The sequence below is a fragment of the Microbacterium sp. 22303 genome (genome assembly GCF_052045265.1).
Classification (GTDB): Bacteria; Actinomycetota; Actinomycetes; order Actinomycetales; family Microbacteriaceae; genus Microbacterium.
The window spans coordinates 476,341-499,378 of sequence record NZ_JBQEOQ010000002.1 but is presented as its reverse complement, the minus strand read 5'-3'; the positions used below and the strand labels follow the sequence as shown (position 1 = coordinate 499,378).

27 protein-coding genes are annotated in these 23,038 nt (G+C 71.5%); 11 read left to right on the top strand and 16 right to left on the bottom strand.

Annotated elements, in window-relative coordinates; all coding sequences use genetic code 11:
* Positions 1 to 124 precede the first annotated feature (124 nt).
* A complete protein-coding gene (locus ACTJI8_RS08050) occupies positions 125 to 2,110 on the top strand; it encodes a DUF5107 domain-containing protein (protein ID WP_440732901.1) in 1,986 nt (661 codons plus the stop codon).
* Positions 2,111 to 2,272: 162 nt separating this feature from the next.
* On the opposite strand, the gene ACTJI8_RS08045 is transcribed toward ACTJI8_RS08050, so the two are convergent.
* A complete protein-coding gene (locus tag ACTJI8_RS08045; RefSeq protein WP_440732900.1) occupies positions 2,273 to 2,596 on the bottom strand; it encodes an ArsR/SmtB family transcription factor in 324 nt (107 codons plus the stop codon).
* A gap of 16 nt (positions 2,597 to 2,612) precedes the next feature.
* On the opposite strand from ACTJI8_RS08045, the gene ACTJI8_RS08040 reads away from it, so the two are divergent.
* Positions 2,613 to 3,107 (top strand): SRPBCC domain-containing protein, encoded by a 495-nt coding sequence (locus ACTJI8_RS08040; protein ID WP_440732899.1) that lies wholly within the window; start codon positions 2,613 to 2,615, stop codon positions 3,105 to 3,107.
* 174 nt (positions 3,108 to 3,281) lie between these two features.
* Here the strand turns inward: ACTJI8_RS08040 and ACTJI8_RS08035 are convergent, their stop codons facing one another.
* Complete coding sequence (locus tag ACTJI8_RS08035) at positions 3,282 to 4,046, bottom strand: M15 family metallopeptidase (protein WP_440732898.1); 765 nt, start codon at positions 4,044 to 4,046, stop codon at positions 3,282 to 3,284.
* An 86-nt stretch (positions 4,047 to 4,132) separates the two neighbouring features.
* Here ACTJI8_RS08035 and ACTJI8_RS08030 point away from each other — a divergent pair, with 86 nt between their 5' ends.
* On the top strand, positions 4,133 to 4,882 hold the full coding sequence (locus ACTJI8_RS08030) for a response regulator transcription factor (RefSeq protein WP_440732897.1): 750 nt from the start codon (positions 4,133 to 4,135) through the stop codon (positions 4,880 to 4,882).
* On the top strand, positions 4,875 to 6,008 hold the full coding sequence (locus ACTJI8_RS08025) for a sensor histidine kinase (protein ID WP_440732896.1): 1,134 nt from the start codon (positions 4,875 to 4,877) through the stop codon (positions 6,006 to 6,008). Before ACTJI8_RS08030 ends, ACTJI8_RS08025 begins: the two co-directional genes overlap by 8 nt.
* A gap of 25 nt (positions 6,009 to 6,033) precedes the next feature.
* On the opposite strand, the gene ACTJI8_RS08020 is transcribed toward ACTJI8_RS08025, so the two are convergent.
* Positions 6,034 to 6,522 carry a MarR family winged helix-turn-helix transcriptional regulator gene (locus tag ACTJI8_RS08020; RefSeq protein ID WP_440732895.1) on the bottom strand — a complete coding sequence of 163 codons (489 nt, stop codon included), beginning with the start codon at positions 6,520 to 6,522 and terminating at the stop codon, positions 6,034 to 6,036.
* Positions 6,523 to 6,672: 150 nt separating this feature from the next.
* Between ACTJI8_RS08020 and ACTJI8_RS08015 the strand changes: the two genes are divergently transcribed.
* Positions 6,673 to 7,431: an SDR family NAD(P)-dependent oxidoreductase gene (locus tag ACTJI8_RS08015; RefSeq protein WP_440732894.1), complete on the top strand. Its 759-nt coding sequence runs from the start codon at positions 6,673 to 6,675 to the stop codon at positions 7,429 to 7,431.
* A gap of 62 nt (positions 7,432 to 7,493) precedes the next feature.
* On the opposite strand, the gene ACTJI8_RS08010 is transcribed toward ACTJI8_RS08015, so the two are convergent.
* Positions 7,494 to 8,108 carry a TetR/AcrR family transcriptional regulator gene (locus ACTJI8_RS08010; RefSeq protein WP_440732893.1) on the bottom strand — a complete coding sequence of 205 codons (615 nt, stop codon included), beginning with the start codon at positions 8,106 to 8,108 and terminating at the stop codon, positions 7,494 to 7,496.
* Positions 8,109 to 8,190: 82 nt separating this feature from the next.
* Between ACTJI8_RS08010 and ACTJI8_RS08005 the strand changes: the two genes are divergently transcribed.
* The gene (locus ACTJI8_RS08005; protein ID WP_440732892.1) at positions 8,191 to 8,469 is read left to right on the top strand and encodes a DUF1905 domain-containing protein; all 279 of its coding nucleotides are present in this window, start codon (positions 8,191 to 8,193) and stop codon (positions 8,467 to 8,469) included.
* A complete protein-coding gene (locus ACTJI8_RS08000; protein ID WP_440732891.1) occupies positions 8,466 to 9,251 on the top strand; it encodes an alpha/beta fold hydrolase in 786 nt (261 codons plus the stop codon). The genes ACTJI8_RS08005 and ACTJI8_RS08000 overlap by 4 nt, the downstream gene beginning before the upstream one ends.
* A 97-nt stretch (positions 9,252 to 9,348) precedes the next feature.
* Here ACTJI8_RS08000 and ACTJI8_RS07995 read toward each other — a convergent pair whose 3' ends face one another.
* The 6 genes from ACTJI8_RS07995 to ACTJI8_RS07970 all read right to left on the bottom strand — a co-directional run bounded on the left by ACTJI8_RS07995 (position 9,349) and on the right by ACTJI8_RS07970 (position 14,355).
* Positions 9,349 to 9,618: a hypothetical protein gene (locus ACTJI8_RS07995; RefSeq protein ID WP_440732890.1), complete on the bottom strand. Its 270-nt coding sequence runs from the start codon at positions 9,616 to 9,618 to the stop codon at positions 9,349 to 9,351.
* Between the two features lie 76 nt (positions 9,619 to 9,694).
* Positions 9,695 to 10,471: a DeoR/GlpR family DNA-binding transcription regulator gene (locus ACTJI8_RS07990; protein ID WP_440732889.1), complete on the bottom strand. Its 777-nt coding sequence runs from the start codon at positions 10,469 to 10,471 to the stop codon at positions 9,695 to 9,697.
* 19 nt (positions 10,472 to 10,490) lie between these two features.
* Complete coding sequence (locus tag ACTJI8_RS07985) at positions 10,491 to 11,360, bottom strand: class II fructose-bisphosphate aldolase (RefSeq protein ID WP_440732888.1); 870 nt, start codon at positions 11,358 to 11,360, stop codon at positions 10,491 to 10,493.
* Positions 11,357 to 12,397, bottom strand: coding sequence for a 1-phosphofructokinase family hexose kinase (locus ACTJI8_RS07980; protein WP_440732887.1), 1,041 nt, complete (start codon positions 12,395 to 12,397; stop codon positions 11,357 to 11,359). Before ACTJI8_RS07980 ends, ACTJI8_RS07985 begins: the two co-directional genes overlap by 4 nt.
* Positions 12,394 to 13,431, bottom strand: coding sequence for an ROK family protein (locus tag ACTJI8_RS07975; RefSeq protein WP_440732886.1), 1,038 nt, complete (start codon positions 13,429 to 13,431; stop codon positions 12,394 to 12,396). The genes ACTJI8_RS07980 and ACTJI8_RS07975 overlap by 4 nt, the downstream gene beginning before the upstream one ends.
* Positions 13,432 to 13,440: 9 nt before the next feature.
* Positions 13,441 to 14,355: an SIS domain-containing protein gene (locus ACTJI8_RS07970; RefSeq protein WP_440732885.1), complete on the bottom strand. Its 915-nt coding sequence runs from the start codon at positions 14,353 to 14,355 to the stop codon at positions 13,441 to 13,443.
* Positions 14,356 to 14,611: 256 nt separating this feature from the next.
* Between ACTJI8_RS07970 and ACTJI8_RS07965 the strand changes: the two genes are divergently transcribed.
* Positions 14,612 to 15,379: a histidine phosphatase family protein gene (locus ACTJI8_RS07965; protein ID WP_440732884.1), complete on the top strand. Its 768-nt coding sequence runs from the start codon at positions 14,612 to 14,614 to the stop codon at positions 15,377 to 15,379.
* A gap of 59 nt (positions 15,380 to 15,438) precedes the next feature.
* Here ACTJI8_RS07965 and ACTJI8_RS07960 read toward each other — a convergent pair whose 3' ends face one another.
* The gene (locus ACTJI8_RS07960; protein WP_440732883.1) at positions 15,439 to 15,735 is read right to left on the bottom strand and encodes a chorismate mutase; all 297 of its coding nucleotides are present in this window, start codon (positions 15,733 to 15,735) and stop codon (positions 15,439 to 15,441) included.
* Between the two features lie 73 nt (positions 15,736 to 15,808).
* On the opposite strand from ACTJI8_RS07960, the gene ACTJI8_RS07955 reads away from it, so the two are divergent.
* Positions 15,809 to 17,053 (top strand): AI-2E family transporter, encoded by a 1,245-nt coding sequence (locus ACTJI8_RS07955; RefSeq protein WP_440732882.1) that lies wholly within the window; start codon positions 15,809 to 15,811, stop codon positions 17,051 to 17,053.
* Positions 17,054 to 17,154: 101 nt separating this feature from the next.
* On the opposite strand, the gene ACTJI8_RS07950 is transcribed toward ACTJI8_RS07955, so the two are convergent.
* Complete coding sequence (locus ACTJI8_RS07950; protein ID WP_440732881.1) at positions 17,155 to 17,499, bottom strand: ArsR/SmtB family transcription factor; 345 nt, start codon at positions 17,497 to 17,499, stop codon at positions 17,155 to 17,157.
* Between the two features lie 102 nt (positions 17,500 to 17,601).
* Here ACTJI8_RS07950 and ACTJI8_RS07945 point away from each other — a divergent pair, with 102 nt between their 5' ends.
* Both ACTJI8_RS07945 and ACTJI8_RS07940 read left to right on the top strand, forming a co-directional pair.
* A complete protein-coding gene (locus tag ACTJI8_RS07945; protein ID WP_440732880.1) occupies positions 17,602 to 18,900 on the top strand; it encodes an NAD(P)/FAD-dependent oxidoreductase in 1,299 nt (432 codons plus the stop codon).
* 21 nt (positions 18,901 to 18,921) lie between these two features.
* Positions 18,922 to 19,332, top strand: a complete 411-nt coding sequence (locus tag ACTJI8_RS07940) for an arsenate reductase ArsC (RefSeq protein WP_440732879.1) — start codon at positions 18,922 to 18,924, stop codon at positions 19,330 to 19,332.
* 31 nt (positions 19,333 to 19,363) lie between these two features.
* Here the strand turns inward: ACTJI8_RS07940 and ACTJI8_RS07935 are convergent, their stop codons facing one another.
* From ACTJI8_RS07935 to ACTJI8_RS07920, 4 genes are all read right to left on the bottom strand, one after another.
* Positions 19,364 to 19,837, bottom strand: a complete 474-nt coding sequence (locus tag ACTJI8_RS07935) for a DUF3237 domain-containing protein (protein ID WP_440732878.1) — start codon at positions 19,835 to 19,837, stop codon at positions 19,364 to 19,366.
* Positions 19,834 to 20,364, bottom strand: coding sequence for a MarR family winged helix-turn-helix transcriptional regulator (locus ACTJI8_RS07930; protein ID WP_440732877.1), 531 nt, complete (start codon positions 20,362 to 20,364; stop codon positions 19,834 to 19,836). The genes ACTJI8_RS07935 and ACTJI8_RS07930 overlap by 4 nt, the downstream gene beginning before the upstream one ends.
* Entirely contained in the window at positions 20,361 to 21,692 is a 1,332-nt protein-coding gene (locus tag ACTJI8_RS07925; RefSeq protein WP_440732876.1) for a flavin-dependent oxidoreductase, read from the bottom strand. The genes ACTJI8_RS07930 and ACTJI8_RS07925 overlap by 4 nt, the downstream gene beginning before the upstream one ends.
* A gap of 515 nt (positions 21,693 to 22,207) precedes the next feature.
* Positions 22,208 to 22,900 carry a TetR/AcrR family transcriptional regulator gene (locus tag ACTJI8_RS07920; RefSeq protein ID WP_440732875.1) on the bottom strand — a complete coding sequence of 231 codons (693 nt, stop codon included), beginning with the start codon at positions 22,898 to 22,900 and terminating at the stop codon, positions 22,208 to 22,210.
* Positions 22,901 to 23,038: the final 138 nt, after the last annotated feature.

Sequence of the window (23,038 nt, the reverse complement as noted above, 5' to 3'; positions counted from 1 at the left end):
GAGTCGTCCCCCTGAGCACGGTCCATAGGTCGTACTGGAGGGGACGACTCGAAGATGGAAGCCGAGGCGGATCCGGATCCGATTCCTTCCCGGCGCACAGCCCCGGCGTGGATACTGGGGAACGATGAGCGCAACGTTGACCGTCACCCAGGTCGTCCTCCCCACCGCCCCCGTCGGATCCGCGAACCCCCTCCCCGCGATCGCCGCCATGCCGCAGGCGCCGTACGAGGCCACCACAGAGGGGCTGCCCGCCGAGATGGCGGCCAACATCCGGTACGGGCAGGTCTCGTCGGTCCATCCGTACCTGCTGCAGGACGGCTACGACCGCGAGCGCACACCCGCGCCGATGCGCGTCGCCGTGCTGGAGAACGGGCAACTGCGCGCCGAGTTCGCGCTCGACCTGGGCGGCCGGCTCGTGCGCCTGTTCGACAAGGCCACCGGCCGCGACCTCGTGTACCGCAATGCCGTCTTCCAGCCGGCGAATCTCGCGCTGCGCGACGCCTGGTTCTCCGGCGGAGCAGAGTGGAACATCGGCATGCGCGGCCATTGGCCGTTGACCTGCTCCCCGCTGTACGCCGCCGAGATCACCGGCGCCGACGGCGAGCCGATCCTGCGGATGTGGGAGTACGAGCGCGTGCGCGGGCTGATCCTGCAGCTCGACGCGACGCTCGACGGCGCCGCCCTGCACGTGCGGGCGCGGGTGCGCAACCCGCGCGATCGCGAGACCGGGATGTACTGGTGGACGAACATCGCCGTCGCCCAGACCGAGGGCAGCCGGGTGTTCGCACCGGCGACGCACGCCTACATGACCGGCTACGACGGCGCTCTCGGCCGGGTGGACCTGACCGAGACGGATCCACGACGCCCCGCCTCCGCACCCGCCGCTGCGGACTACTTCTTCGACCTCGCTCCCGGCCTCGCGGCGGACGCCACTCCAGGCGCGCCAGCACCGCGGCCCTGGATCGCCGCCGTCGACGCGGACGGATCCGGCCTCGCCCACGTTTCGACCGCGCGCCTGCTCGGCCGCAAGCTGTTCGTCTGGGGCGACACCCCGGGCGGGCGCCGGTGGTGCGACTGGCTCGGCGGCGAGACCGGCGCCTACTTCGAGATCCAGGCCGGGCTCGCCGCCACCCAGTACGAGCATCTGCGCATACCCGGCGGCGCCACGTGGGAGTGGACCGAGACGTTCCTGCCGCTGGCGCTTTCGGATCCGAACCTCGACGGATCCTGGAACGAGGACGTCGCCGTCGTCGGCGCCCAGGTGCTGCAGGCGACGGAGGCCGCCGGATCCGCCGGCATCGCCCGGCTCGAAGCCGCTGCCGAGATCGCTCCGGATGCGCTGCTGTCGGTGGGGTCGCCCTGGGGTGCGCTCGAGCAGGAGCTCGCGAGCCGCGACGATTCGGTCTTCACCTTCCTTCCCGGAGTGCGGTTCGTGCGCGACGGGGACGAGGGCGCGTACTGGGCCTTCCTGCTCGACGGCACCCCCGATTCGACCGACCCGACTGCGGGAGTCACGGAACCGGATCCGTCCGTCGCCCCAGCCTCCTATGTCACCGGAGACGAGTGGGACCACCTCCTCGCCGAGGCCCCCTCGACCTGGCTGACGCACTATCACCGCGCCACCATCGCGCATGCGCGCGGCGAGCACGGCACCGCGATCTCGCACTACGAGGCATCGCTGCGGCATCGACGCAGTGCCTGGGCCCTGCGCGGGCTCGGCCTCGCCCTGCGCCAATCCGACGGCGGCTCCGCGGCGCAGGAGCAGGGCATCAGCCGGCTCGCCGAGGCGCGCGAACTCGCCCCCGACCTCGTGCCGCTCGCGCTCGAACTCGCCGAAACGCTGCTCTCCGATGGGCGCGCCGATGAGGCGCGCACCCTGGTCGAGACGCTGCCCGCCGCGCTGCGCACGCTCGGGCGGTTCCGCGTCGTGGAGATCCGCGCCGCCCTCGCCACCGGAGACACCGACGCGGCAGGTCGGATCCTCGAGGAGCGCTTCGAGGTGCCGAACCTCCGCGAGGGCGAATTGAGCATGTCGGCCCTGTGGCACGAGGCGTTCCCCGGCCGTCCGGTGCCGGCCTGGTACGACTTCGAGATGGCGCCGGAGGGCTGAAGGATCCGAGACCGCGTCACGTCTCCCCCGGGTCGTTGAGCGAGGACGCGAAGCGACCGAGACGAAACGCGGCCCGCTCCGTTTCGTCTCGCTCGACCTCCGGCCGTGCTCGCTCAACGACCCCACAGAGGCGACTCGGTCAACGGCTCGGCCGTCGCCGCATCAGCCGCGGTCGAGGTCGTCCAGCAGCTGGACCGCGGCCGCGGCATAGGCGCCGATCCAGCGGTCGTGGATCCGCTTGATCGGCAGCGGGGCGAGCGTGAGGTGGCGTTCCCTGCCCTCGCGGCGACCGATCACGAGCTCGGCGCGCTCGAGCACCTTCAGGTGCTGCAGCACGGTAGTGCGGTCGAGCTCGGGGAAGCACGCGCACAGCTCACCCGTCGTTCGCGGCGCCGCGCGCAAGGCGTCGAGCATCCGGCGGCGGACGGGAGCGGCGAGCGCCTTGAAGACCAGATCGTCGTCCTCGGTTCCCTCCCCCGCATTCATGTTGTAATCTTACAACATGTCTCAGATCGAAATCGCTGCGGACATGGCTCCGCTCACAGAACTGTCCTTCTCCGTCTCCGGCCGCGTCTCCCGTCCGCCGGCGGAGGTCTACGAGGCGGTCGCCGATCCGGCGCAGCTCTCGCACTACTTCACCACCGGCGGAGCCCGGGGCCGTCTCGAACCCGGCGCCGACGTGAGCTGGGACTTCGCCGACTTCCCCGGACGCTTCCCCGTCGTGGTGGTCGAGGCGAAGGCTCCGGAGCGCATCGTGATCGAGTGGGCGGCCGCGCCCGGCAGCAACGACACCGGCACCACCCGCACGGTGTTCGCCTTCGCCCCGATCGATGACGGCGCACGCACCCTCGTCACCATCACCGAGTCGACGTGGCGCGCGACCTCGGGCGGTGCGAAGAGCGCCTTCGGCAACTGCGAGGGCTGGACCGGCATGCTCGCCGCGCTCAAGGCCTGGCTCGAGCACGGCATCAACCTGCGCGACGGCTTCTACAAGTAGTCCGCCCCGGCAGTCACGCCGCGCCGCACGCTCACCGAGCGCCACGTTCGCCGATCCCCGCGTTCGCCGGCCACCCCGCTCACTGGTCGCAAATTGCGGGTTTCGCGTGCCCAGAACCGCAATCTGCGACCAGTGAACAGAGGGAGGGCGGCGGATCCGCGCCGCACGGCCCGATCATCCCCGCATCCGGGGATCCTCCGTGGGGTCGCGGTACATCGCCGGGCAGCCCGCGTCGATCGCGGACGGGTTCAGCTCGAAGTGCCAGGCCTCGTTGTCGTACGTGCGGCACAGTCCGAACTGCGCGCCATGGCGGTTCAGCCAGTCCGCGGCGTTGTACGGGGCGATGTCGACCGCCTGACCCTTGACGTGCAGCGACGTCTCCGGGGTGCCGACCCACCGCGACGCCTCGGCCTCGGATCCGTAGGTGCGCACGGCATCGCGCAGCAGCCAGGCCTGGTACGCCTTCGAGCGCCAGCCGCTCGCCACCCGCAGCTCGAGCCCGTCTTCCTCGGCCGCGGCGAGCGCCTGCCCCAGCGCCTCGCGCAGAGCGGGTTCCAGCTTCGCGACCGCGGGCACATCGTCCGACAGCGCCACCGAGTCGCCGTCCGCGAGGTAGCCGTCCTCTGCGGTCGGCATGCCGCCGCTGCGTGCGGACGGGGATCCGTCGTCGCCCGCGGCTACCGGCCCCGGATAGTCGGGCCGCGCGGTGACGGCCGCCGTGATCACCGCGGCTGCGGTGCCGGCCCCCAGCAGGGCGAGCACCGCCAGCGTGGCGAAGAACCGGAACAGCGGCCGGTGCCGCCGGGGCGCCCTCGACGCCGGGTGCCGCGGTGCAGGCATCCGTTCCGCCGTACGCCGTGCGTCGGCGTCGGGCTCCTGGTGCAGGATCCATTCCGGCGCGGATCCGGGTCGCAGAGGAGCAGAGGTGTTCGTGTCCATGCCTCCACTCCATCGAGGCGGACGTTGTGCGCCCGTTCGCGTTTTCGCATACACCCGCGATATGCCGGTGTGCTTAGGCTTCTGGCATGCGCGTGCTGATCGTCGAGGACGAACCCACCCTGGCCGGAGCGGTCCGAGACGGGTTGCGCCTCGCGGCGATCGCCGCGGACACCGCCGGAGACGGGCACGTCGCCCTGGAGCTGCTGGACATCAACGCCTACGACGTGGCCGTGCTCGACCGGGACATCCCGGGCCCGAGCGGCGATGACATCGCGCAGGCGATCGTCGCGTCCGGATCCGGCCTGCCGATCCTCATGCTCACGGCCGCCGATCGTCTGGATGACAAGGCCACCGGCTTCGAGCTCGGCGCCGACGACTACCTGACCAAGCCGTTCGAGATGCGCGAGCTGATCCTGCGGATCAGGGCGCTGGCCCGGCGCGCCCCGCGGTCGACGCCGCCGGTGCACGAGCTGGCCGGCATCCGGCTCGACCCGTTCCGCCGCGAGGTGTACCGCGACGGACGCTACGTCGCCCTCACGCGCAAGCAGTTCGCGGTGCTGCAGGTGCTCGTCGAGGCCGGCGGCGGCGTGATCAGCGCCGAGGAGCTGCTCGAGCGCGCCTGGGACGAGAACGCGGATCCGTTCACGAACGCGGTGCGCATCACCGTCTCGGCGCTGCGCAAGCGGCTCGGGGAGCCGCGGGTGATCCTCACCGTGCCGGGGGTCGGCTACCGGATCGATGTCGACGGGGATGCCTCCGGCGAGTCGGATGCGGAGGCGGTCGACGAGACGACGGACCGGGACGCGTCGATGCCGGGGCGCACCGGGAATGCCTGACGCGCCGTCGAGCTCCGCCCTCCCGCCCCGCCCCGTCCGCGCCGCGGGCCTGTCGGTGCGATGGCGGCTGACGCTCAGCTATGTGGCGCTGGTCGCGATCGCCGGGGCCGTGCTGCTCGGCGTGGTGGCACTGTGGCTGCTGCGCTACATCCCCGATGGCCCGGTCTACAGCTCCGACCCCCTGTCCGGCGAAAGCTGGGCCCCGAATCGCACCGACCTCATTCGCGCTTTCGTCCCCGCCGCATCCGGGGCGCTCCTCGGGCTCATCGGCGTGAGCGTGCTCGGCGGCTGGATCCTCGCCGGGCGTGTGCTGCGGCCGCTCGCGATCATGGCCGACACCGCGCGCGCGGTGGGCGACGGGGACCTGGGCGCCCGGATCGCGTTGCCGGGCGGGGACGACGAGTTCCGTCGCCTGGCCGACGTGTTCGACGGCATGCTCGACCGGATCCAGCACGACATGGAGCGCGAACGCCGGTTCGCGGCGAGCGCGTCGCATGAGCTGCGCACCCCGCTCGCGATCACCCGCGCGCTGCTCGACGTCGCCGACGCGGATCCGGATCCGGATGTCCCCCAGCTGCTCGTGCGCCTCCGTGCCGCGAACGAACGGGCCATCGCGCTGACCGAAGCACTGCTGCTGCTCGCGCGGCTGGACGCCCGCCCGCCCGCACGCGTCGCCGTCGACCTGTCCCTGGCCGCGGAGGGCGCTGTCGAACTGCTGCACGAGGTGGCCGCGGCTCATGACGTGCGGCTCGACGCGGTCGGCGACCCGGTCATGGTCCGCGGAGACGCGGCGCTGCTCGACCAGCTCGCCTTGAACCTCGTTCAGAACGCCCTCGTGCACAATCTGCCCTCCGGCGGATCCGCCACCGTGCGCACGCTCCGTCTCGGCGGGCAGGGTGCGCTGGTCGTCGAGAACACCGGAGACCGGCTCGACCCAGCCGTGGTCGCCACCCTGGTCGAGCCGTTCCAGCGCGGCGCCGGGCGCACGCGGGACGGCGCCCACGGCGGATCCGGACTGGGCCTGGCGATCGCCGGTTCGATCGTCGACGTGCTGGGTGGGGCGCTCGAGCTGACCGCCCTGCCCGCGGGCGGCCTGCGCGTCGAGGCGACTTTCCCGCTGGAGTGACGCGGGTCGGCGCAGCTCGAAAACCTCAGCTCGGCGGGATCCAGATCGGGTCGGGGGCGATGGCCGCCGAGATCCGCCGGCTGGCGATGCCGAGCTGTCGCGCCTGGGCGGCGGTGAGGACGTCGAAGACGAGGGTGTCGACGAGCGCCTCGTGACCCGGCGTCGCCTGCTGGACCTTCGCGTGGCCGTCCTCCGACAGCACGGCGAGGGTGAACCGTCCATCCGTCGGGTCGATCACCCGCCGGACCCAGCCGCGCTGCTCGAGGCGTGAGACCGCACGCGAGAGCCGCGAGAGCGTACAGCTCGCGAACCCGGCGAGCACGCTCAAGCGCAATGACCGCCCCTCGGCGGCGTCGAGCGCGTAGAGGATCCCGAACTCGAAGTGCGTCAGGCCGCTGTCCCGCTGCAGCTGGGCGTCGAGCGCGGCAGGAAGGCGCTCCAGGAGCGTCGCGACGGACGCCCAGATCTCCGCTCTGGGCAGCGGCGTCGTGGCGGATCTCGTGAGCTCGGGCACGAGGTCAGGATACCTCGAAACCGACGAGCGTGACTTGCTCAGGCAACTGAATACGCGTAGTTTGACTTTCCCAAGCAAGTGAAACGGCGACACCGACGCCGTCCGGAACGGAGCGATATGAACCTGGAACTGCACGGCAGGACGGCTTTCGTGAGCGGATCCACCCAGGGCATCGGCTATGCCGTCGCCTCCGCACTCACCGCCGAGGGGGCGGAGGTCATCATCAACGGGCGCACCCCTGCCGCCGTCGACGCCGCCGTGTCCCGACTGCGCTCGGAGCATCCGGGAGCGCTGCTGCGCGGAGTCGCCGCCGACCTTGCTGACCCCGGGGAGACCTCCCGTCTACTGCAGGACATCGGCGAGGTCGACGTCCTGGTGAACAACGTCGGCCTGTTCGGGGTCGCACCGTTCAGCGACATCGCCGACGACGACTGGCAGCGCTATTTCGACGTCAACGTGATGAGCGGCGTCCGGCTCTCGCGAGCACTCCTGCCGGGCATGCTGCGCCGCGGGTGGGGGCGGGTCGTGTTCATCGCCAGCGAGTCCGGCGTCGATGTGCCCGCCGACATGATCCACTACGGCGCCACCAAGGCCGCGATGCTCGCCCTCGCCAACGGCCTATCCAAGCTCACCCGCGGGACGGGTGTCACCGTCAACAGCATCCTCGGCGGCCCGACCTATTCCGACGGAGTGGAGGCGGTCGTCACCCAGCTCGCCGCCGCCCAGGGCGTGGACGTCGGGACGGTCAAGGCCGCGATCATCGGCCAGAACCGCACGACCCTGCTCGAGCGGTTCATCGACCCAGCGGAGATCGCGAACCTCGTCGCCTACCTGGCCAGCCCCCGTTCCTCGGCCACCAACGGATCCGCCGTGCGCGCCGATGGCGGCGTGCTCACCACGATGCTCTGACCCGCAACATCTGCGCCGGAGCAGAGGGCGCCCGAGACACCCGAAGGCAACGCGCTCACGCGCTACACGCCGTATGCGGCGAAGAACATGTCGAGCGCGGTGTCGACGTGTGCGGGGATCTGCGCCGCAGCCAGGGCGGCGTCATCCCCGAGCAGCATCGCGCGGTTGATCGGCTCGCCCATCACCAGCCAGTTCAGCTGCGTCGCCGCCAGCTCGGCATCGACCGCGCGGACGACCCCTGCCGCCTGGAGGTCTTCGACGACGGCGGTGAGCGCGATGATCGCCCGGCGCGGACCCCGCTCGTAGAGGGCCTCGGCGAGCTCCGGCGAACGTCGCAGCTCGCCGATCACGAGGCGGCGCAGCGCCAGGATCCGCGGCGCGAGCACGGCGCTCAGCTGCGCCACGAGCAGGTCGCGCAGGTCGCCGCGCGCGCGGGATGCGTCGGCGAATCGTGGCGCGGGTTCGAGCACCGAAGCACTGGCCCCTTCGGTCTGCGCAGTGACGATCTCCAGGAACAGGTCGCGCTTGCTGCCGAAATGGCTGTACAAGGTCTGCTTCGCGACGCCGGACTCCTGCGCGATCGAGTCCATCGTGACCGACTCGTATCCGGTCGCGAGGAACTGCCGCTCGGCCGCGGCGAGGGCCGCGGCGCGCTTGGGCTGCGAACTCGGGCGCATCCGATCACCTCCTTGCCTAAATCATACTCATGAGTCTAGTATCCAAAACAAGACTCATTGGTCTAGAAAGTGGAGGTGTCCCATGGCAGAGAAGTCCGCCCTTCAGTTCGACGCCCGGCTCCGCGTCGCGCCCGAGGCCGCATCGTGGACGGTGTTCGACGTCCCCGACTCCCGCGCGTTCTTCGGCACCGGCCGACCGGTGCGCGTGACGGGAACCGTCGACGACCACCCCGTCGCCATCACGCTCATGCCCGTCGGCAACGGCGCCCACGTCGGCCCGGTCAAGGCCGCCACCCGCGCGGCGATCGGCAAGGCCGCCGGCGACCTCGTGCACGTGCGACTGGACGGACCGGAGGCATGATGCGGGTGCGTACGCCCCTCGGCGACACGGTCGGCATCGAGGTGCACGGCCCCGAGGGCAGCCCCGCCGCGCTCTTCGTCCAGGGGGCCGGACTCGAGCGCGCGGCGAACCCGACACCGTCCGAGACGGCGCGCCTGCTCGCCGCGCGCGGCTTCAGGGCCGCCGTGCCCGATCGCGTCGGACGGGGCGACTCGTCCGCGTCCGGCCCGATCGAACTCGAGCGCGAGCTCGCCGCGATCGCGGCGGTCGCCGACGCGCTCGGCGGACCCGTCGCGCTGGTCGGGCACTCCTCGGGGTGCGCGCTGGCGATGCTCGGCGCCGAACGGATCCCCGCTCTCGCCGGACTCGTGCTCTGGGAGGCGCCGCTCTGGCAGTTCCCCGAGGGAGCGCCGGCATGGTGGGCCGACGTGCGCCGGCACATCGACGCGGGCGATCTCGAGGGCGCCATCGTGAGCTACATGGTGGGCATGCCGCCGGAGTGGATCGACGAGCTGCGCACGTCACCGGAGTTCCCGGCGCTCGTGCACAGCTGGATCCCCGACGGCACCGCCCTCGCCATCGTGGAGGAGCAGTCGCCGGGCGCCTTCCTCGCCGGGCTCGCGGCCCCCGTGCTCGCGGTCGTCGGTGCGGAGACCTTCCCCGGCATGGCCGAGGCGGCCGCCGCCATCGCCGCATCGGCGGCGCACGGAACCGCGGAGGAGCTTCCCGGCGCCTGGCACGAGTGGGAGCCGAACGCGATGGCGGACCGCCTTGCCCGCCTGCTCGCCGGAGCCCCGCGCTGAGGCGGGCGCGGTAGGTCCTAGCGCGGCGTCACGGAACGCCGCGACCGTCGCCATCGCTTCCCGAAGGCGACGGTCGCGGGGGATGCTGCGCGGGCGGCTACACGGACCCGCCGTTGTGGTGGCGGACTCCCGCATCGCCGGTCCATGGGGGCGCGGCCTCGAACGTGCCGCGACCTTCCCGTCGAGCGGAGAGCATCGAGGAGAACCCCACGAGCGCGATGACGGCCACGCCCGACACGATCCCGACCCAGACGTTCCGAGTCAGAACGCCGAGGCCCACTCCCGCGCCCGCACTGATCAGGATCGCCAGCGTCCAGATGAAGAAGACGTACCCGCGGGTGAGGCGAGGAACCGGAGTCTCACTCATATCCGAAGGATACGAACTCCTCCGTGAGAGCGCGAGTGCGTTCCCGATTCGCGCCCCCCGCGGCGAGAACCACGGCTCAGGGCACCAGGACCACGTCGTAGCCGGCCTCACGCAGGGCGCTCCGATCGTCCGGCGCGATGCCGTCGTCGGTGAGCAGCGTGGGGAACAGGTCGGATCCGCCGACCGCGGCGAACGCCGAGGCGCCGATCTTCGACGAGTCGGCGACGATCACCGCGCGCCGGGCACGGCTCGCCATCATGCGGTTCACGGCCGCTTCGCGCTCATCGTGCGTGCTCGCCATCCCCTCGGCCGACACGGCGTTCACGCCGATGAAGGCGATGTCCAGCGCGATGCCCGCGAGCAGCTGCTCCACGAACGGCCCCACCAGCTCGTAGCTGCGGGAGTGGATCACTCCGCCCGTGACCACGACCTTGATGTCGGGGCGCGTCGCGAGCTGCGCGGCGATGTTCACGGCGTTCGTGACCACGGTGAGGCCGTGCTCGGCGAGATCTTCGCGGGCCGCGAGCGCCGTCGCGATCGCGGTCGTGGTGGTGCCTCCGGAGAGTCCGACGACGGCGCCGGGCGAGACGAGCGCCGCGGCGGCCTGTGCGATGCGCTCCTTCTGCGAGGTGCGCTGGTGGCTCTTGTAGCGCACCGGCAGCTCATACGCGACGGACTGCGCCACCGCCCCGCCGTGGGTGCGGGTGAGCAGGCGCCGCTCGGACAGACTGTCCAGATCGCGGCGGATCGTGGCGGCCGAGGCGTCGAGGCGCTCGGCGAGCTCCTCCACGGACACGTCGCCGCGGGCGGCGAGCAGGTCGAGGATCGCCGTGAGGCGATTGGCGCGATTCATGTGCAGGCTCCGGATCCGGTCAGGATGCGTCCTGAAGGGCGAACAGGCGCAGCAGACGCGCGGCCTCGCCGGCGACCGCATCACGGGCGGGAGCGACGTACTTGCGGGAGTCCACGAGGCGCGGATCCGCCTCCAGTCTCTCCCGGATCGCGCGGGTGAAGAACCCGTTCAGGTGCGTGGAGACGTTGATCTTCGTCATGCCCGCGCGCACCGCGGCGGCGATCGCGTCATCCGGCACGCCGCTGGATCCATGCAGCACGAGCGGCACGTCTACTCCGTCCTCTCCCGCGCCGCGCATGGCCTCGCGCAGACGCGCGATGAGGTCGAGGTCCAGCGCCGCCGTGCGATCGGTCATCGCGTGCGAGGATCCGACGGCTACGGCGAGGGCGTCGACGCCGGTCTCGGCGACGAAGGCGCGCGCCTCCTGCGGGTCCGTGCGGACACCCGGGGCGTGCGCACCGTCCTTGCCGCCGACCTCGCCGAGCTCGCCCTCGACGTACACCTCGGCGGCGTGCGCGCGCTCGACGACCTGTGCGGTGAGCGCGACGTTCTCGGCGTAGTCGAGCGCGCCGCCGTCGAACATGACGGATCCGAACCCGAGCGCGATGGCCTCGTCGACGAGCTCGGGCCGCTCGGCATGGTCGAGGTGCACCGCGACCGGCGTGGCCGCACGCCGGGCCACCGCGAGAGTGGCCAGCGCGATCGGCTCGAGTCCGCCGTGGTACTCGGCGCAGTTCTGCGAGATCTGCAGGATCACGGGCAGCTCGGCCTGGGCCGACGCGGCCACCAGCGCCTCGGCCGTCTCCAGGTGGATCACGTTGAAGGCGCCGACGCCGGTACCGCGGCGGGCCGCATCGTGCACGAGGTCGCGGGCGGAGACGAGGGTCATCGGGGTGTCCTTTCGGCGGACGGTCGGCTCAGCGCCGTCAAGGGAGGGCTGTCGACGATCAGGGCGGATTCGAGCTCGGGCCACGACGCGTGGATCTCACCCGCGACCGGCATCAGCACGGCCGCGGCCGACCACGCGGTGGCGCGGCGCAGCAGCGCCGTGGGCTTCCTCTCCCCCTGCGCCATCAGCACGGCGCACGCGGCGACGGCGGCGTCGCCTGCGCCGGTCGGGTTGCCCGCGAGCGGCTCGGCGAGGCGGGCGCGCACGACCTCGTCCGAGGTGACGGCCAGCATCCCGTCCGCCCCGCGGGAGAGTAGGACCAGCTTCGCGCCGCGGTGCAGCAGCTCGCACGCCCCGGCGATGGGATCGGCGAGGCCGGTGGCCTCCGCGAGCTCCGCCGCGTTGGGCTTGAGCACGGTCGCACCGGCATCGGCCGCGGCCAGGAGCGCCGGCCCCGACGTGTCGGCGATGACGATCGCCCCGGCGTCGCGGCCGATCCGGATGAGCGACGGGAGCAGGTCGTCGGGAGCGCCGGGAGGAAGGGATCCGGAGAGGACGAGGACGGGCTTGATTCTCTTCGTGCCGGCGGGAGCTGTCGCACCGGCATCCGCGGATCCGGATCCTTCGACGGCATCGCGGACGGAGCGCCCGGTCGCCAGCGCCCGGACGACAGCGGCCTTCAGCGCATCCCACTCGTCCGCCGTCGGGTTCACACCGCGCTCGTTCACGATCGTGGTGTCGCCGAGGTGCTCGTCGACGAGCGCGACGCTGCGGCGGGTCGCCGCCTGCACTGAGACCAGTTCGTGCGGAATCGAGGTCGAAGCCAGCTCGGCGGCGAACTCGTCGCCGGTCGGTCCGCCCGCAGTGGCCAGCGCGAGCACGGCGGCGCCCTGCGCGTGCGCCACCCGGGCCACGTTCAGGCCCTTGCCGCCCGCGCGAGCGACACCGGTGTCCGCGCGATGGGTGCCTCCGGGCACGATCCGCTCGACATGCCAGGTGAGATCCAGCGCCGGGTTCGGCGTGACGGTGACGATCATGCGAGGCCCCTCGCACGCAGCGCCGCACCCAGGATCCCGGCGTTGCCGAGCAGCTGCGCGGGAACCAGATCCGGGATGCGGTGGAAGCTGAGCCGGGCCCGCAGGCGCGCGCGCAGCTCGTCGAACAGCGCTCCGCCCGCCCGCGAGAGCCCGCCGCCGATGATGACGGCCTGCGGCGCGACGACCGCGGTGAGCTGCGCGAGCGACAGGGCGAGGGCATCGAGCGCCTCGTTCCAGACCGCGGCCGCGGCCTCGTCCCCCGCGGCGGCGAGGGCGATGACCTCCTTCGCCCCGTCCACGGCGTTGCCGGTGCGGGCGGTGTAGCGCCGGGCGATGGCTCCCGCCGAGGCGATGGCCTCGAGGCAACCGCGTGCGCCGCACGGACACACCGGCTCGTCGGCGACCGGGGAGTGGCCCACCTCGCCGGCGTAGCCCCCGGAGGTGAAGGGCACTCCGCCCAGCAGCAGGGCCCCGGCGATCCCGGTGCCGATGATCAGCACGATCGAGTTCGGATAGGGACGCGCGCCGCCGAGCACGTGCTCGGCCCAGCCGCCGGTGCGCACGTCGTGGTCGAACGCGACGGGCAGGCCGAACGCCTCCTCCGCGAGGGCGCGGATCGGCGCGTCCCGCCAGCCCATGTTGCTGGCGAACACGCCGATGCCGGCGACTTCGTCGACGATGCCGGGCACGACCAGCCCCACCGCGACCGGCTCCACCGCGGGATGCTCCTCGCGCAGCTGCGCGCCGAGCTCGACCAGCCGGGCGATCAGCCGCTCCGGGAGGTCGGGACCCGGATCCGGCGTCGGCGTGCGACGCAGACCGAGCATGGCGCCCTCGGCGTCGAACAGTGCCGACTTGATGTCGGTGCCGCCGACGTCGAACGCGAGCACAGCGGATCCGGCGCCGAGCTCCGCCGCTTGCGCGAGGGGATCTCCCGAGGCATCGGTGAGCACGTCGGGCACCGCACGGGCGGCCTCGGCCGCGTCGTGCGCGCGGGGGACGTTCACCGCGACGCCGTCGCCAGGGGTGGTCATCGCCGGCTCTCAGTCCTCGAGGATGACCGAACGGGTGAGGTTGCGCGGCTCGTCGGGATTGAGCCCCTTGGCCAGCGCGCGGTCGAGCGCCACGCGGTGCAGCCGCACGAGGTCGGCCAGCGGGTCGATCGGGTGCTGCACCCAGCGTCCGCCGGTGGCGGCGACCTGCGCGTCCAGCCCCTCGGGCGCGGCGCCGAACTGCCATGTGATGCGGCCGGGTGCGGCGATCGCGATCGGGCCGTGGCGGTAGTCCATCGACGGGTACGACTCGGTCCACGACTGCGACGACTCGCGCATCTTCAGGGCCGCCTCGTGCGCGAGGCCGATCGTCCAGCCGCGGCCGAGGAAGGTGTACTGGTCGGCGCCCGCGAGGGTCGGATCCACGTCGGCGAGCGCGGTGCGGGCATCGGCGATGGCCCCGGTGAGGTCCTCGCCGAGCGAGGCGCGGAACAGCGCGAGCGCGGTGGTCGCGAAACGGGTCTGCACGACCGACCGCTCGTCGGCGAAGGGCAGCAGGATCGCGTCATCCACCATGCCCACCAGCGGCGAGGTCTCGTCGCCGATCACGCCGATGATGCGCGGAGCGGATCCGGATCCCTTGAGCTCGTCGACCAGCTCGAGCACCTCGGTGGTCGTTCCGGAGCGGGTCAGGGCGACAACCGCGTCATAGCCGCGATCCATGAACGCCTCGCTCGCGGCGTAGGCGTCGGTGATGCCGAAGCCCGCACGCTCGCGCAGCGCGGCGTAGGACTGGGCCATGAACCAGGACGTGCCGCAGCCGACCACGGCGACGCGCTCGCCCTTCGCCGGCAGCAGGGCCTGCTCGGCCGTCATGCCCGCCGCGCGCGCCCACATCTCGGGCTGCGAGTCGAGCTCGGCGCGCATGTGAGCGCCGGGGGCGAGATTCTCGTTCGGGTCGGTCATGCGTCCTCCTCGGCGGTTGCGGTCGACACTGAGTGCGTGACCGTGATTGATCTTACGCTAAAACAATCACTTTCCGTCACGCATTGTTCCGGACCGCCCAGGCTCCGCACCCCCGCCGCATGCACCAAGCATGCACGCCTTGATCGCCGTTCCGCCGGATCCGTAGTCACTTCGAAACCTGAATGTCACTAGGCTTTCAAGATCCAAATCCTTAACGATGTAAGGCTTTTGGGTTCCCACCATCAAAGGAGATGACATGCCCGATCTGTCCCGTCGCACCGCCCTGCTCTCGCTCGGAGGCGCCGCCCTCGCCGGCACGATCGCCGTCGCCGGGGCCGCCGCCCCTGCGAACGCCGCTCCCACAGGCGCGCAGCCGCACCGTACGGTCACCGTCTACCTGGTCCGCCACGGCCGGACCTGGCTGAACCAGGCCGGCCGCGTGCAGGGCTGGTCCGACTCCCCGCTCACCGACGCGGGTGTCGCGACCGCGGCGAACGTCGGCCGCAACCTCGCGGCGGACATCGGCGGGTTCGACGCCGCACACTCCGCCGACATGACCCGCCATTTCCAGACTGCGAGCGGGATCCTCGCCGCCGCGGGCTCCGCGCTCGTCCCGACCCGGGTCGCCGGCCTGCGCGAGGTCTCCTACGGAGGCTGGGAGGGGGAGAAGCAGTCGGTCGTGTACCCGCAGCTCGCCGCCGCGGGACCACTGGACACCCTGGAGCACATCATCGACGCCTTCGTCGCGAGCAACCCCGACAAGACGCTGCCCGCCGAGACCTGGGCGCAGGTCGCCGCCCGCATGAACGACGCGCTCACCACTGCGGCCACCGATCGCACGATGCCCATGCGCCACGGCGGCAAGATCCTCGCCGTCTCCAGCGGCATGTCGATCACCTGTCTGCTGGAATCGCTCGGCGCCGAGGTGCCGGGGCCGCTCGAGAACGGCGCGGTGAACGTCCTCACCTACGCACAGGGGGCATGGACCGTGCAGTCCGTCAACGACACGAGCTACGCGGGCTGAGCTTCACGCACCGAGGCCACCGGCCGAGCACGTCGTACGCCCGCTGCGACGACGTCGCGTCAGCGCGATCCGGCGGCCTCGGTGTGGTGGCGGATGACTTCCGCGACGACGAAGTTGAACCATTTCTCCGCGAACTCGGGATCCAGATGCGCCTCCTCGGCGAGAGCGCGCAGGCGAGCGACCTGCTGCTCCTCACGGCCCGGATCCGATGCCGGCATGTCGTGCTCGGCCTTGAGCACGCCCACCTGCTGTGTGCACCGGAACCGCTCCGCGAGCATGAAGATGAGGGCGGCGTCGATGTTGTCGATGCTGGCGCGCAGTCGCAGCAGTTCGGTGCGGGGATCAGCGTCGGACATGGGGGCTCCTCACCGAGCGGCGGACGGGCGGACCCTCCGACGATAACGCGTCGCCGCCCTCTACAGTGAAGCCATGACCCGCGAAGAGCGCACCCCCGAGGAAGCGGCGGATGACGCCGCCGCGATGGCCGCCGGCACAGCCGCGACCGGGAGTACCGCGACCGCGACCGTCGCCCCGACCGACGAGGTCGGCGCGGACGCCGACGCCGGCATCGCCCCGGCCAGGTACATCGAGGCAGCGCCCCCTCGCGCCTCGTTCTGGACCCGCATCGACAAGCCGTTCCGGTTCGGCTTCCTCGCCACCGTCGGCGGCCTCCTCGCCATCCTGCTCGGCCTGTCGCTGGGCAGCCTGTCGACCGTGCTCATCTACATCGCGTTCGCGCTGTTCGCCGCGCTCGGCCTCGACCCCGCCGTGCGCTGGCTCGAGCGGCACGGGCTGAGCCGCGCCTGGTCCGTCGTCTCCGTCATCGTGGCGCTCGCACTCGTGCTCGTCGTCATCGTGCTCGCGATCCTGCCGACCGTCATCGACCAGATCGCGACATTCGTCACCGGGATCCCCGGCACGATCCGCAACTTCACGCACACCACGTTCTACGCATGGCTCGAGGGGCAGTTCGGGGTTGGCCTCACGGATCTCGTCACCGAGGTGCAGAAGTTCCTCAGCGATCCGACCCGGATCGCCCAGATCGGCGGCGGCGCGCTGCAGATCGGCACCGGGATCGCGACCGGCATCGCAACGGGCATCTCGGGCGGGCTGATCGTGCTCGTGCTGACCCTCTACTTCCTCGCGACCCTCCCCTCGATGAAGTCGGGACTGCTGCGGCTGGCGCCGGCCCGCGACCGCAAGGGCATCGACCGCATCAGCGAGCAGATCATCGAGTCCGTCGGCGGCTACGTGATGGGCATGGTGGGCCTCGCGTTCATCAACGCCGTGATCGTGTTCCTGCTGTACCTCGTGCTCGGGCTGCCGTTCCCGCCGCTCATGGCGACGGTCGCATTCCTCATCACGCTGATCCCACTCGTCGGCTCCGTGATGTTCTGGATCATCGGCACCGGCATCGCGCTGTTCACCTCACCGCTCATGGCGCTGATCTTCGCCGCGGTCTACGTCGTCTACATGCAGTTCGAGGCATACGTCATCACCCCGCGCGTGATGAGCAAGGCGATCTCGATCCCCGGCTCGCTCGTGGTGATCGGCGCTCTCGTCGGCGGCACGCTCCTCGGACTGCTCGGCGCCCTCATCGCCGTGCCCGTGACCGCCTCGATCCTGATCATCATCAAGCAGGTGTGGATCCCCCGTCAGGACGGGCGGATCTAGCGGTCCGGCATCGACGCCGAATCGGCTCACGACCGCGTCGGCTCACGACCGATCCGCGCATCATCGGATCCGCTCCCGCGCCAGTCCTGGAGAATCCCCCCTCAGATCGTCCGCAGCGACGCCGCCGCCTGATCCAGTGCGCCCTCGGCGATCGCGAAGTACGCCCACTTGCCCCGCTGCTCGCGGGTGACGAGGCCGGCCTCGGCGAGGAGCTTCATGTGGTGCGAGACCGTGCCCTGCGATAGCCCGACCGGCTCGGTGAGATCGCAGATGCACGCCTCTCCACCCTCGCCGGCGCCGATGAGCGAGAGCAGCTTCAGGCGCGTCGGGTCACCCAGCGCCTTGAACACCCGCGCGATGCGCTCCGCCTCGTCGGCAGCGATCCGAGGCTCCCGCGCGGTCACGCAGCAGGAGACGTCGGCGACGATGGTCACGGGGAGCGTCATGACGACATCCTCTCACGTATTGACATTTGTCGATACGTATTGGACCGTAGTCATATTCACATCTTTCAATCTGAGACTGTTCCCGACCCCTGAGGAGTGCGGATGTCAGAGCTGCCTGTCGTCGTCGTGGGCGCGGGCCCCCAGGGTCTCGCCGCCGCCGCGCATCTCCTCGAGCGCGGGCAGGAGGTCGTCGTGTTCGAGGCGGGCGCGACCCCAGCAGCCGCCGTCTCGGAGTGGGGGCACGTTCGTTTGTTCTCCGGGTGGTCGGAGCTCATCGACGCCGCGGCGCATCGCCTGCTCGAAGGCACCGGATGGGCCGCGCCGACCGAGGGTTACCCGACGGGTCGCGAGTGGGTCGACCGCTATCTCGCGCCCCTCGCGGCGGCGCTGGGCGACCGCGTCCGCACCAGCGCGACAGTGACGGGCATCACCCGGGCCGGACGCGACCGGGTCGTGGACTCCGGCCGTCACGGGACTCCGTTCCTCGTGCACACGGTCGACGCCGACGGCCATGAGAGCCACATCCGCGCGCGGGCCGTTCTCGACGCCTCCGGCACTTGGTCGACGCCCAACCCGGCCGGCGCGAGCGGCGTGCCCGCACTCGGAGAGCGTGCCATCGGTGAACGCGTCTCGTACCGGATCCCGGACGACGTCTCGCATCTGGCCGGGCAGCATCTGCTCGTCGTGGGAGCGGGCAACTCCGCGGCGCACGCCGTGCTGCGCCTCACCGATCTGGCACGCACGGAGCCAGGGACCCGGGTCACCTGGGTTCTCCGTCGCGGCGGCGTGGGGTCGGTCTTCGGCGGTGGTGCCGGCGACGGCCTGCCCGAGCGCGCCGCGCTCGGCACCCGGGCTCGCCGCGCCATGGAGAAGGGTCTCGTCGAGGTGATCACCGGGTTCCGTGTGGACGAGCTCCGCGCGCACCCGGACGGCATCACCGTCGTGGCCGACGATGGACGCGAGGTCACCGATGTCGCCCACGTCTTCGCGCTCACCGGATTCCGGCCGGACACGTCTTTCCTGACCGAGCTGAGGATAGCCCTCGATCCCGTCCTGGAGGCGGTTGCGGGAATCGCAGCCGAGATCGACCCCAACATCCATTCGTGCGGATCCGTCGGCGCGACCGGAGCGCGGGAGCTCGCGCAGCCGGAACCCGATTTCTTCATCGTCGGGGCGAAGAGCTACGGCCGCGCACCGACCTTCCTCGCCCTCACCGGCTACGAACAGGTCCGCAGCGTCGCCGCGTACCTCGCGGGAGATGACGAGGCTGCGGACCGCAACGAGCTGGCACTCCCGAGCACCGGCGTGTGCGGTGGATCCGGCGACTTCGACACCGCGGGTGAAAACTGCTGCGCCGTCCCCGTCCTGCAGATCGGCGCCCGCCCGGTCGCCGTAGGCTGAACCCGAAACGAGGAGAGAAGCATGACCACCGACGCCACCCCTGCCGTGCTCTTCGTCTGCGTGCACAACGCCGGCCGATCGCAGATGGCCGCGGGATTTCTGCGCGAGTTCGCGGGTGACCGGATCGAGGTCCGCTCCGCCGGATCTCTCCCCGCTACGCAGATCAACCCCGTGGCCGTGGCGGCGATGGCGGAGCTCGGCATCGACATCGCCGCGGAGCAGCCGAAGGTGCTCACGACGGAGGCCGTGCAGGACTCCGACGTCGTGATCACGATGGGCTGCGGCGACGCCTGCCCGTTCTTCCCCGGCAAGCGTTACGAGGATTGGACGCTCGACGACCCGGCCGGACAGGGCATCGAGGCGGTCCGCCCCATCCGCGACGAGATCCGCCGGCGGATCCAGCAGCTGGTCGGGGAGCTGCTGCCGGCCTGAGGCCGCATCGCCGAGATCCGCAGCCGCCGGCTCAGGCGATCCGGTGCACCCGGTAACGGACTTCGGATCCGTCCCGGCGGCACACGGCGACGAACAGCGTGCGCTGCAGCCCGGAGAACTCGGGAGCCGCTGCCTCGACCTCGAAGGTCGTGCGGAAGTAGTAGGCGTCCGGATCCACCGCTTCGCCGCGGCTCAGCCGCGCGAGCACCTCGTCTGAGCCCGCGCGCACCCCGCGGGTGCGGATGAGCAGCGGTCCGGCAGCCGCGACGGCCGTGTACTCGGCGTCGATGCCGATCGTGCCGTCGGGCGCGATCAGCTGCCGGTCGGATCCGCCCGGAAGGATCTCGGCCTCGAGGTCGCCGGCGATCCGCCCGCCGAGGATCGGCACCACCCGGCGGTGGCCGGCCGAGGTGACGCCGTGGTCGCGCGGCGGGCCCACGTGAACGGTGACGTCGAAGGCCGGCTCGAAGCGGGGCTGCGGCAGCTCGGCGAAGAAGTCGCTCATCGGTCCGCTCCGTGCAGCGCTGCGGCGAGGCGCTCGAGGGCCGGGACAGCAGCGGCCACGGCGGCGCGGTCGGCCGGGTCCAGGCTGCCCAGCGCGTCCCGCAGGATCTCACCCGCGGCCTGGTCGAAGCGTCCGAACAGATCGATCGCACGCGGCGAGAGGGCGACGACCACGCGACGGCCGTCGCCGGTGGCCCGGCGCCGCTGCACGAGGCCGTCGGCCTCCATCGCGCCGAGCAGGTTGCTGACGGTGGACCTGTTCAGGTGCAGCGCCTCGGCGAGTTCGGCGGGGCCCCGCTCCGCCTCTCCCGAGGCCGGCAGGAGGGCGCGCACCACTTCGATCTGCGCATCGGGGATGTCGGGGAGATCGCCGCGTTCGCGCGCTGCGGTCAGCAGGGTGCGCCGCAGCGGGGAGATGACCGCGGCGAGGCGGCTCTCCGCGTCGAAGCCGGTTCCGGGTGCGGGTGCCAGCGCGGCATCGGCGGCAGCGGCGGCGTCCGCGCCCTCGGCGGGCGACCGGTCGCTCATGCCCGATCCCCGACGCTGAGCGAGGACCGCTCGTTGAGGATCGACGGGTCGAATCCGGCCGCGCGCTTGTAGGCGTTCGCGATCTCCTCTCGCTCCGCACGCGGGATCACGTCATCGATGCGTGTGAACCCCTGCGGGGCGCGCTCGGCGGCGAGCAGCATGACCCGCTCGGGCCCGGTCGCGCGAGTGCCGGCCAGCAGCGCGGTCATCGCGGGCCGGCGCGCCTCCTCGTAATCGGCGAGCGCCGCGTCGATCGCATCACCCTGCGCCGTGGCGCCCTGGGTCGTCGTGCGCTGCGCCGTGGCGCCCTGGGTCGTCATGCGCTGCGCCGTGGCCCGCTGCACGGCGGTGCCGAGGTGGAACGCGAGCGTACGCGCGTCGAGGATCGCCTGGGACCCGCCGTTCGAGCCGTTCGGGTACATCGCGTGAGCGGCGTCCCCGACCAGGGTGGTGCGCCCGAATGTCCACTGCGGGAGCGCGTCGCGGTCGACCATCGGATACTCCAGGATCTCCTCGGCATTCGCGATGATCGCCGGTACATCCAGTCCGTCGAACACCCAGTCCGCGAACAGCTCGGCGATGGGCCCCGGATCCACCGAGCGGTTCCAGTCCGCGTCGGGGTGGCCGATGCCGCGCCGCTCCGCGATGAAGTTCAGTCGCTGGCGGCCGTTCTCCGGGGCGCCGAGCGGGTAGGCGACGAACTTCTGCTCGCCGTCGCCCGCCATGATCATGGTGCGCCCGTCGACGAGCACCGGGGCCTCGGAGACTCCGCGCCACAGCGTCAGCCCGCTCCACGGCGGTGCGCCCTCGGCCGGGTAGCGCAGCGCACGCAGGGCGGAGTGGATCCCGTCGGCCCCGATCACGAGGTCGTAGGTCGCCGCGACCTCGCCGTCCGCCGTCGCGAAGTGCACAGTCTCGGACCCGTCATCGCCGCTCTCGGCGGCCACGAAGCGATGGCCGAGCCGGATCACATCGCCGAGTCGCTCGACGACCGCGTCGCGCAGGGCGAGCTGCAGCCGCCCGCGGTGCACGGAGAGCTGCGGCCAGCGGTAGCCGGCGGCGAGTCCGCGCGGCTCGCTCCAGATGTGCTGGCCGAAGCGGTTCATGTAGACGAGGGTCTCGGGCGCGATGCCGAGCGCCTCGACACGATCACGCAGACCGAGCTCGGTCAGCTCGCGGATCGCGTGCGGCAGCAGGTTGAGTCCGACGCCCAGCCCGCGGATCTCGTCCGTGCGCTCGTGCACGGTGATATCGCGGAAGCCGGCGGCCTCCAGGCTGAGCGCGGTGGCGAGCCCGCCGATCCCCGCGCCGATGATTCCGATCCGCATCGATCCACTCCCGTTTCCCAGCGCCCTCGCCGTCGCGAACTAGTTTTGTCACAAAATTAGTCACCACGCAAGTCCGGATCCGGAGACCCGTTCGCTGGTCGCAAATTGCGCCTCTCACGCACGCGAAGCCGCAATTCGCGACCAGTGAGCAAGGGGGATCCGGCGACATGGACCTGACCCGCGCCCTCTGGCTGCCGCGTGCTCAGACTGCGGCGCGCCCTTAGCCGCGTGCGCCCTTAGCCGGGGGCACCCTCTGGCTGCCGCGAGCTCCGCCGGCGACACGCTCAGATCCGTCCTGTCACGATCCGCACACGTTGTGACGATCAGCGCACGGATCCACGTCAACACGCATGCGGATCGTCACATGATGTGCAGATCGTTACAACCACGCGGCTTCAGGTCGCAGTTTCTGCTGTTCCAGGCCCCCGGTCGGAGCAGAAACTGCGACCTGAACGAGATGGATCCGCGGGCCGCCTGCCACAGCGCGGGGCCGCCAGCCATAGTCGGCGGCGCGCTCAGCCCGCGGCGCGCTCGGCGGAGTCGAGGATCTGATCCACGCCGAGGAAGAACAGCTCCCGATCGCGCAGCGACGCCAGCGCCACGGTGTTCTGGGCGAGGAGCGGGTATCGGCGCGGATCCGCGAGCGGCGGCTCATCGAACCACGGCCCGTCGACCTCGTCCGCATCGCGTACGGCCCTGGCCCTGGCGATGCCGGCGGCGGTGGACAGCACGTGCGAAGCCAGCAGCGCATAATGCCGGACCACGTCGGAGGCGCTCAGGCCGGCCGTGGTGAACGCCTGCAGCATGAGCTCGATCGCGCCGAGCTCACCCGGTCCGTGCGTGGTCAACGTGGTCGCCTCCGCACCCACCGCGGGGTACTCGGAGTACAGGTCGAGCGTGGCCGTGGCCAGGGCACGCAGCCGACCCTGCCAGTCCTCCACAGGCACGTCGACACTGTTCAGGGCGCGCATCGTGACCTCGTCGAGCAGAGCGCGCATGAGCTCGTCCTTGCTGCGGAAGTGCCGGTAGATCGCGGTCGGATCCGCGCCGAGGCGCGCTCCGAGCTCGCGCACCGAGATCACGGTCACGCGGGTCGCGGCAAGTTCCAGACCCGTGGCGATGATCGTCTCGGGGTCGAGGCGGGCGCGCACGGACGCCGTCCCGCCGTCTGCTACGGCTGCGATCCGGCTGCTCTTCTTCACGGGCATCGCCCCTCTCCGCTCTCTATCGTGCCACGCGTGGCACGCCTCATCATCGGTTCGGACATCAATCCTGTCAACACTGTTGACATCACTCTTGACGCTGGCTAGCGTTATCGCGATCCCGCCGCCCTGCGGGTTCAACCC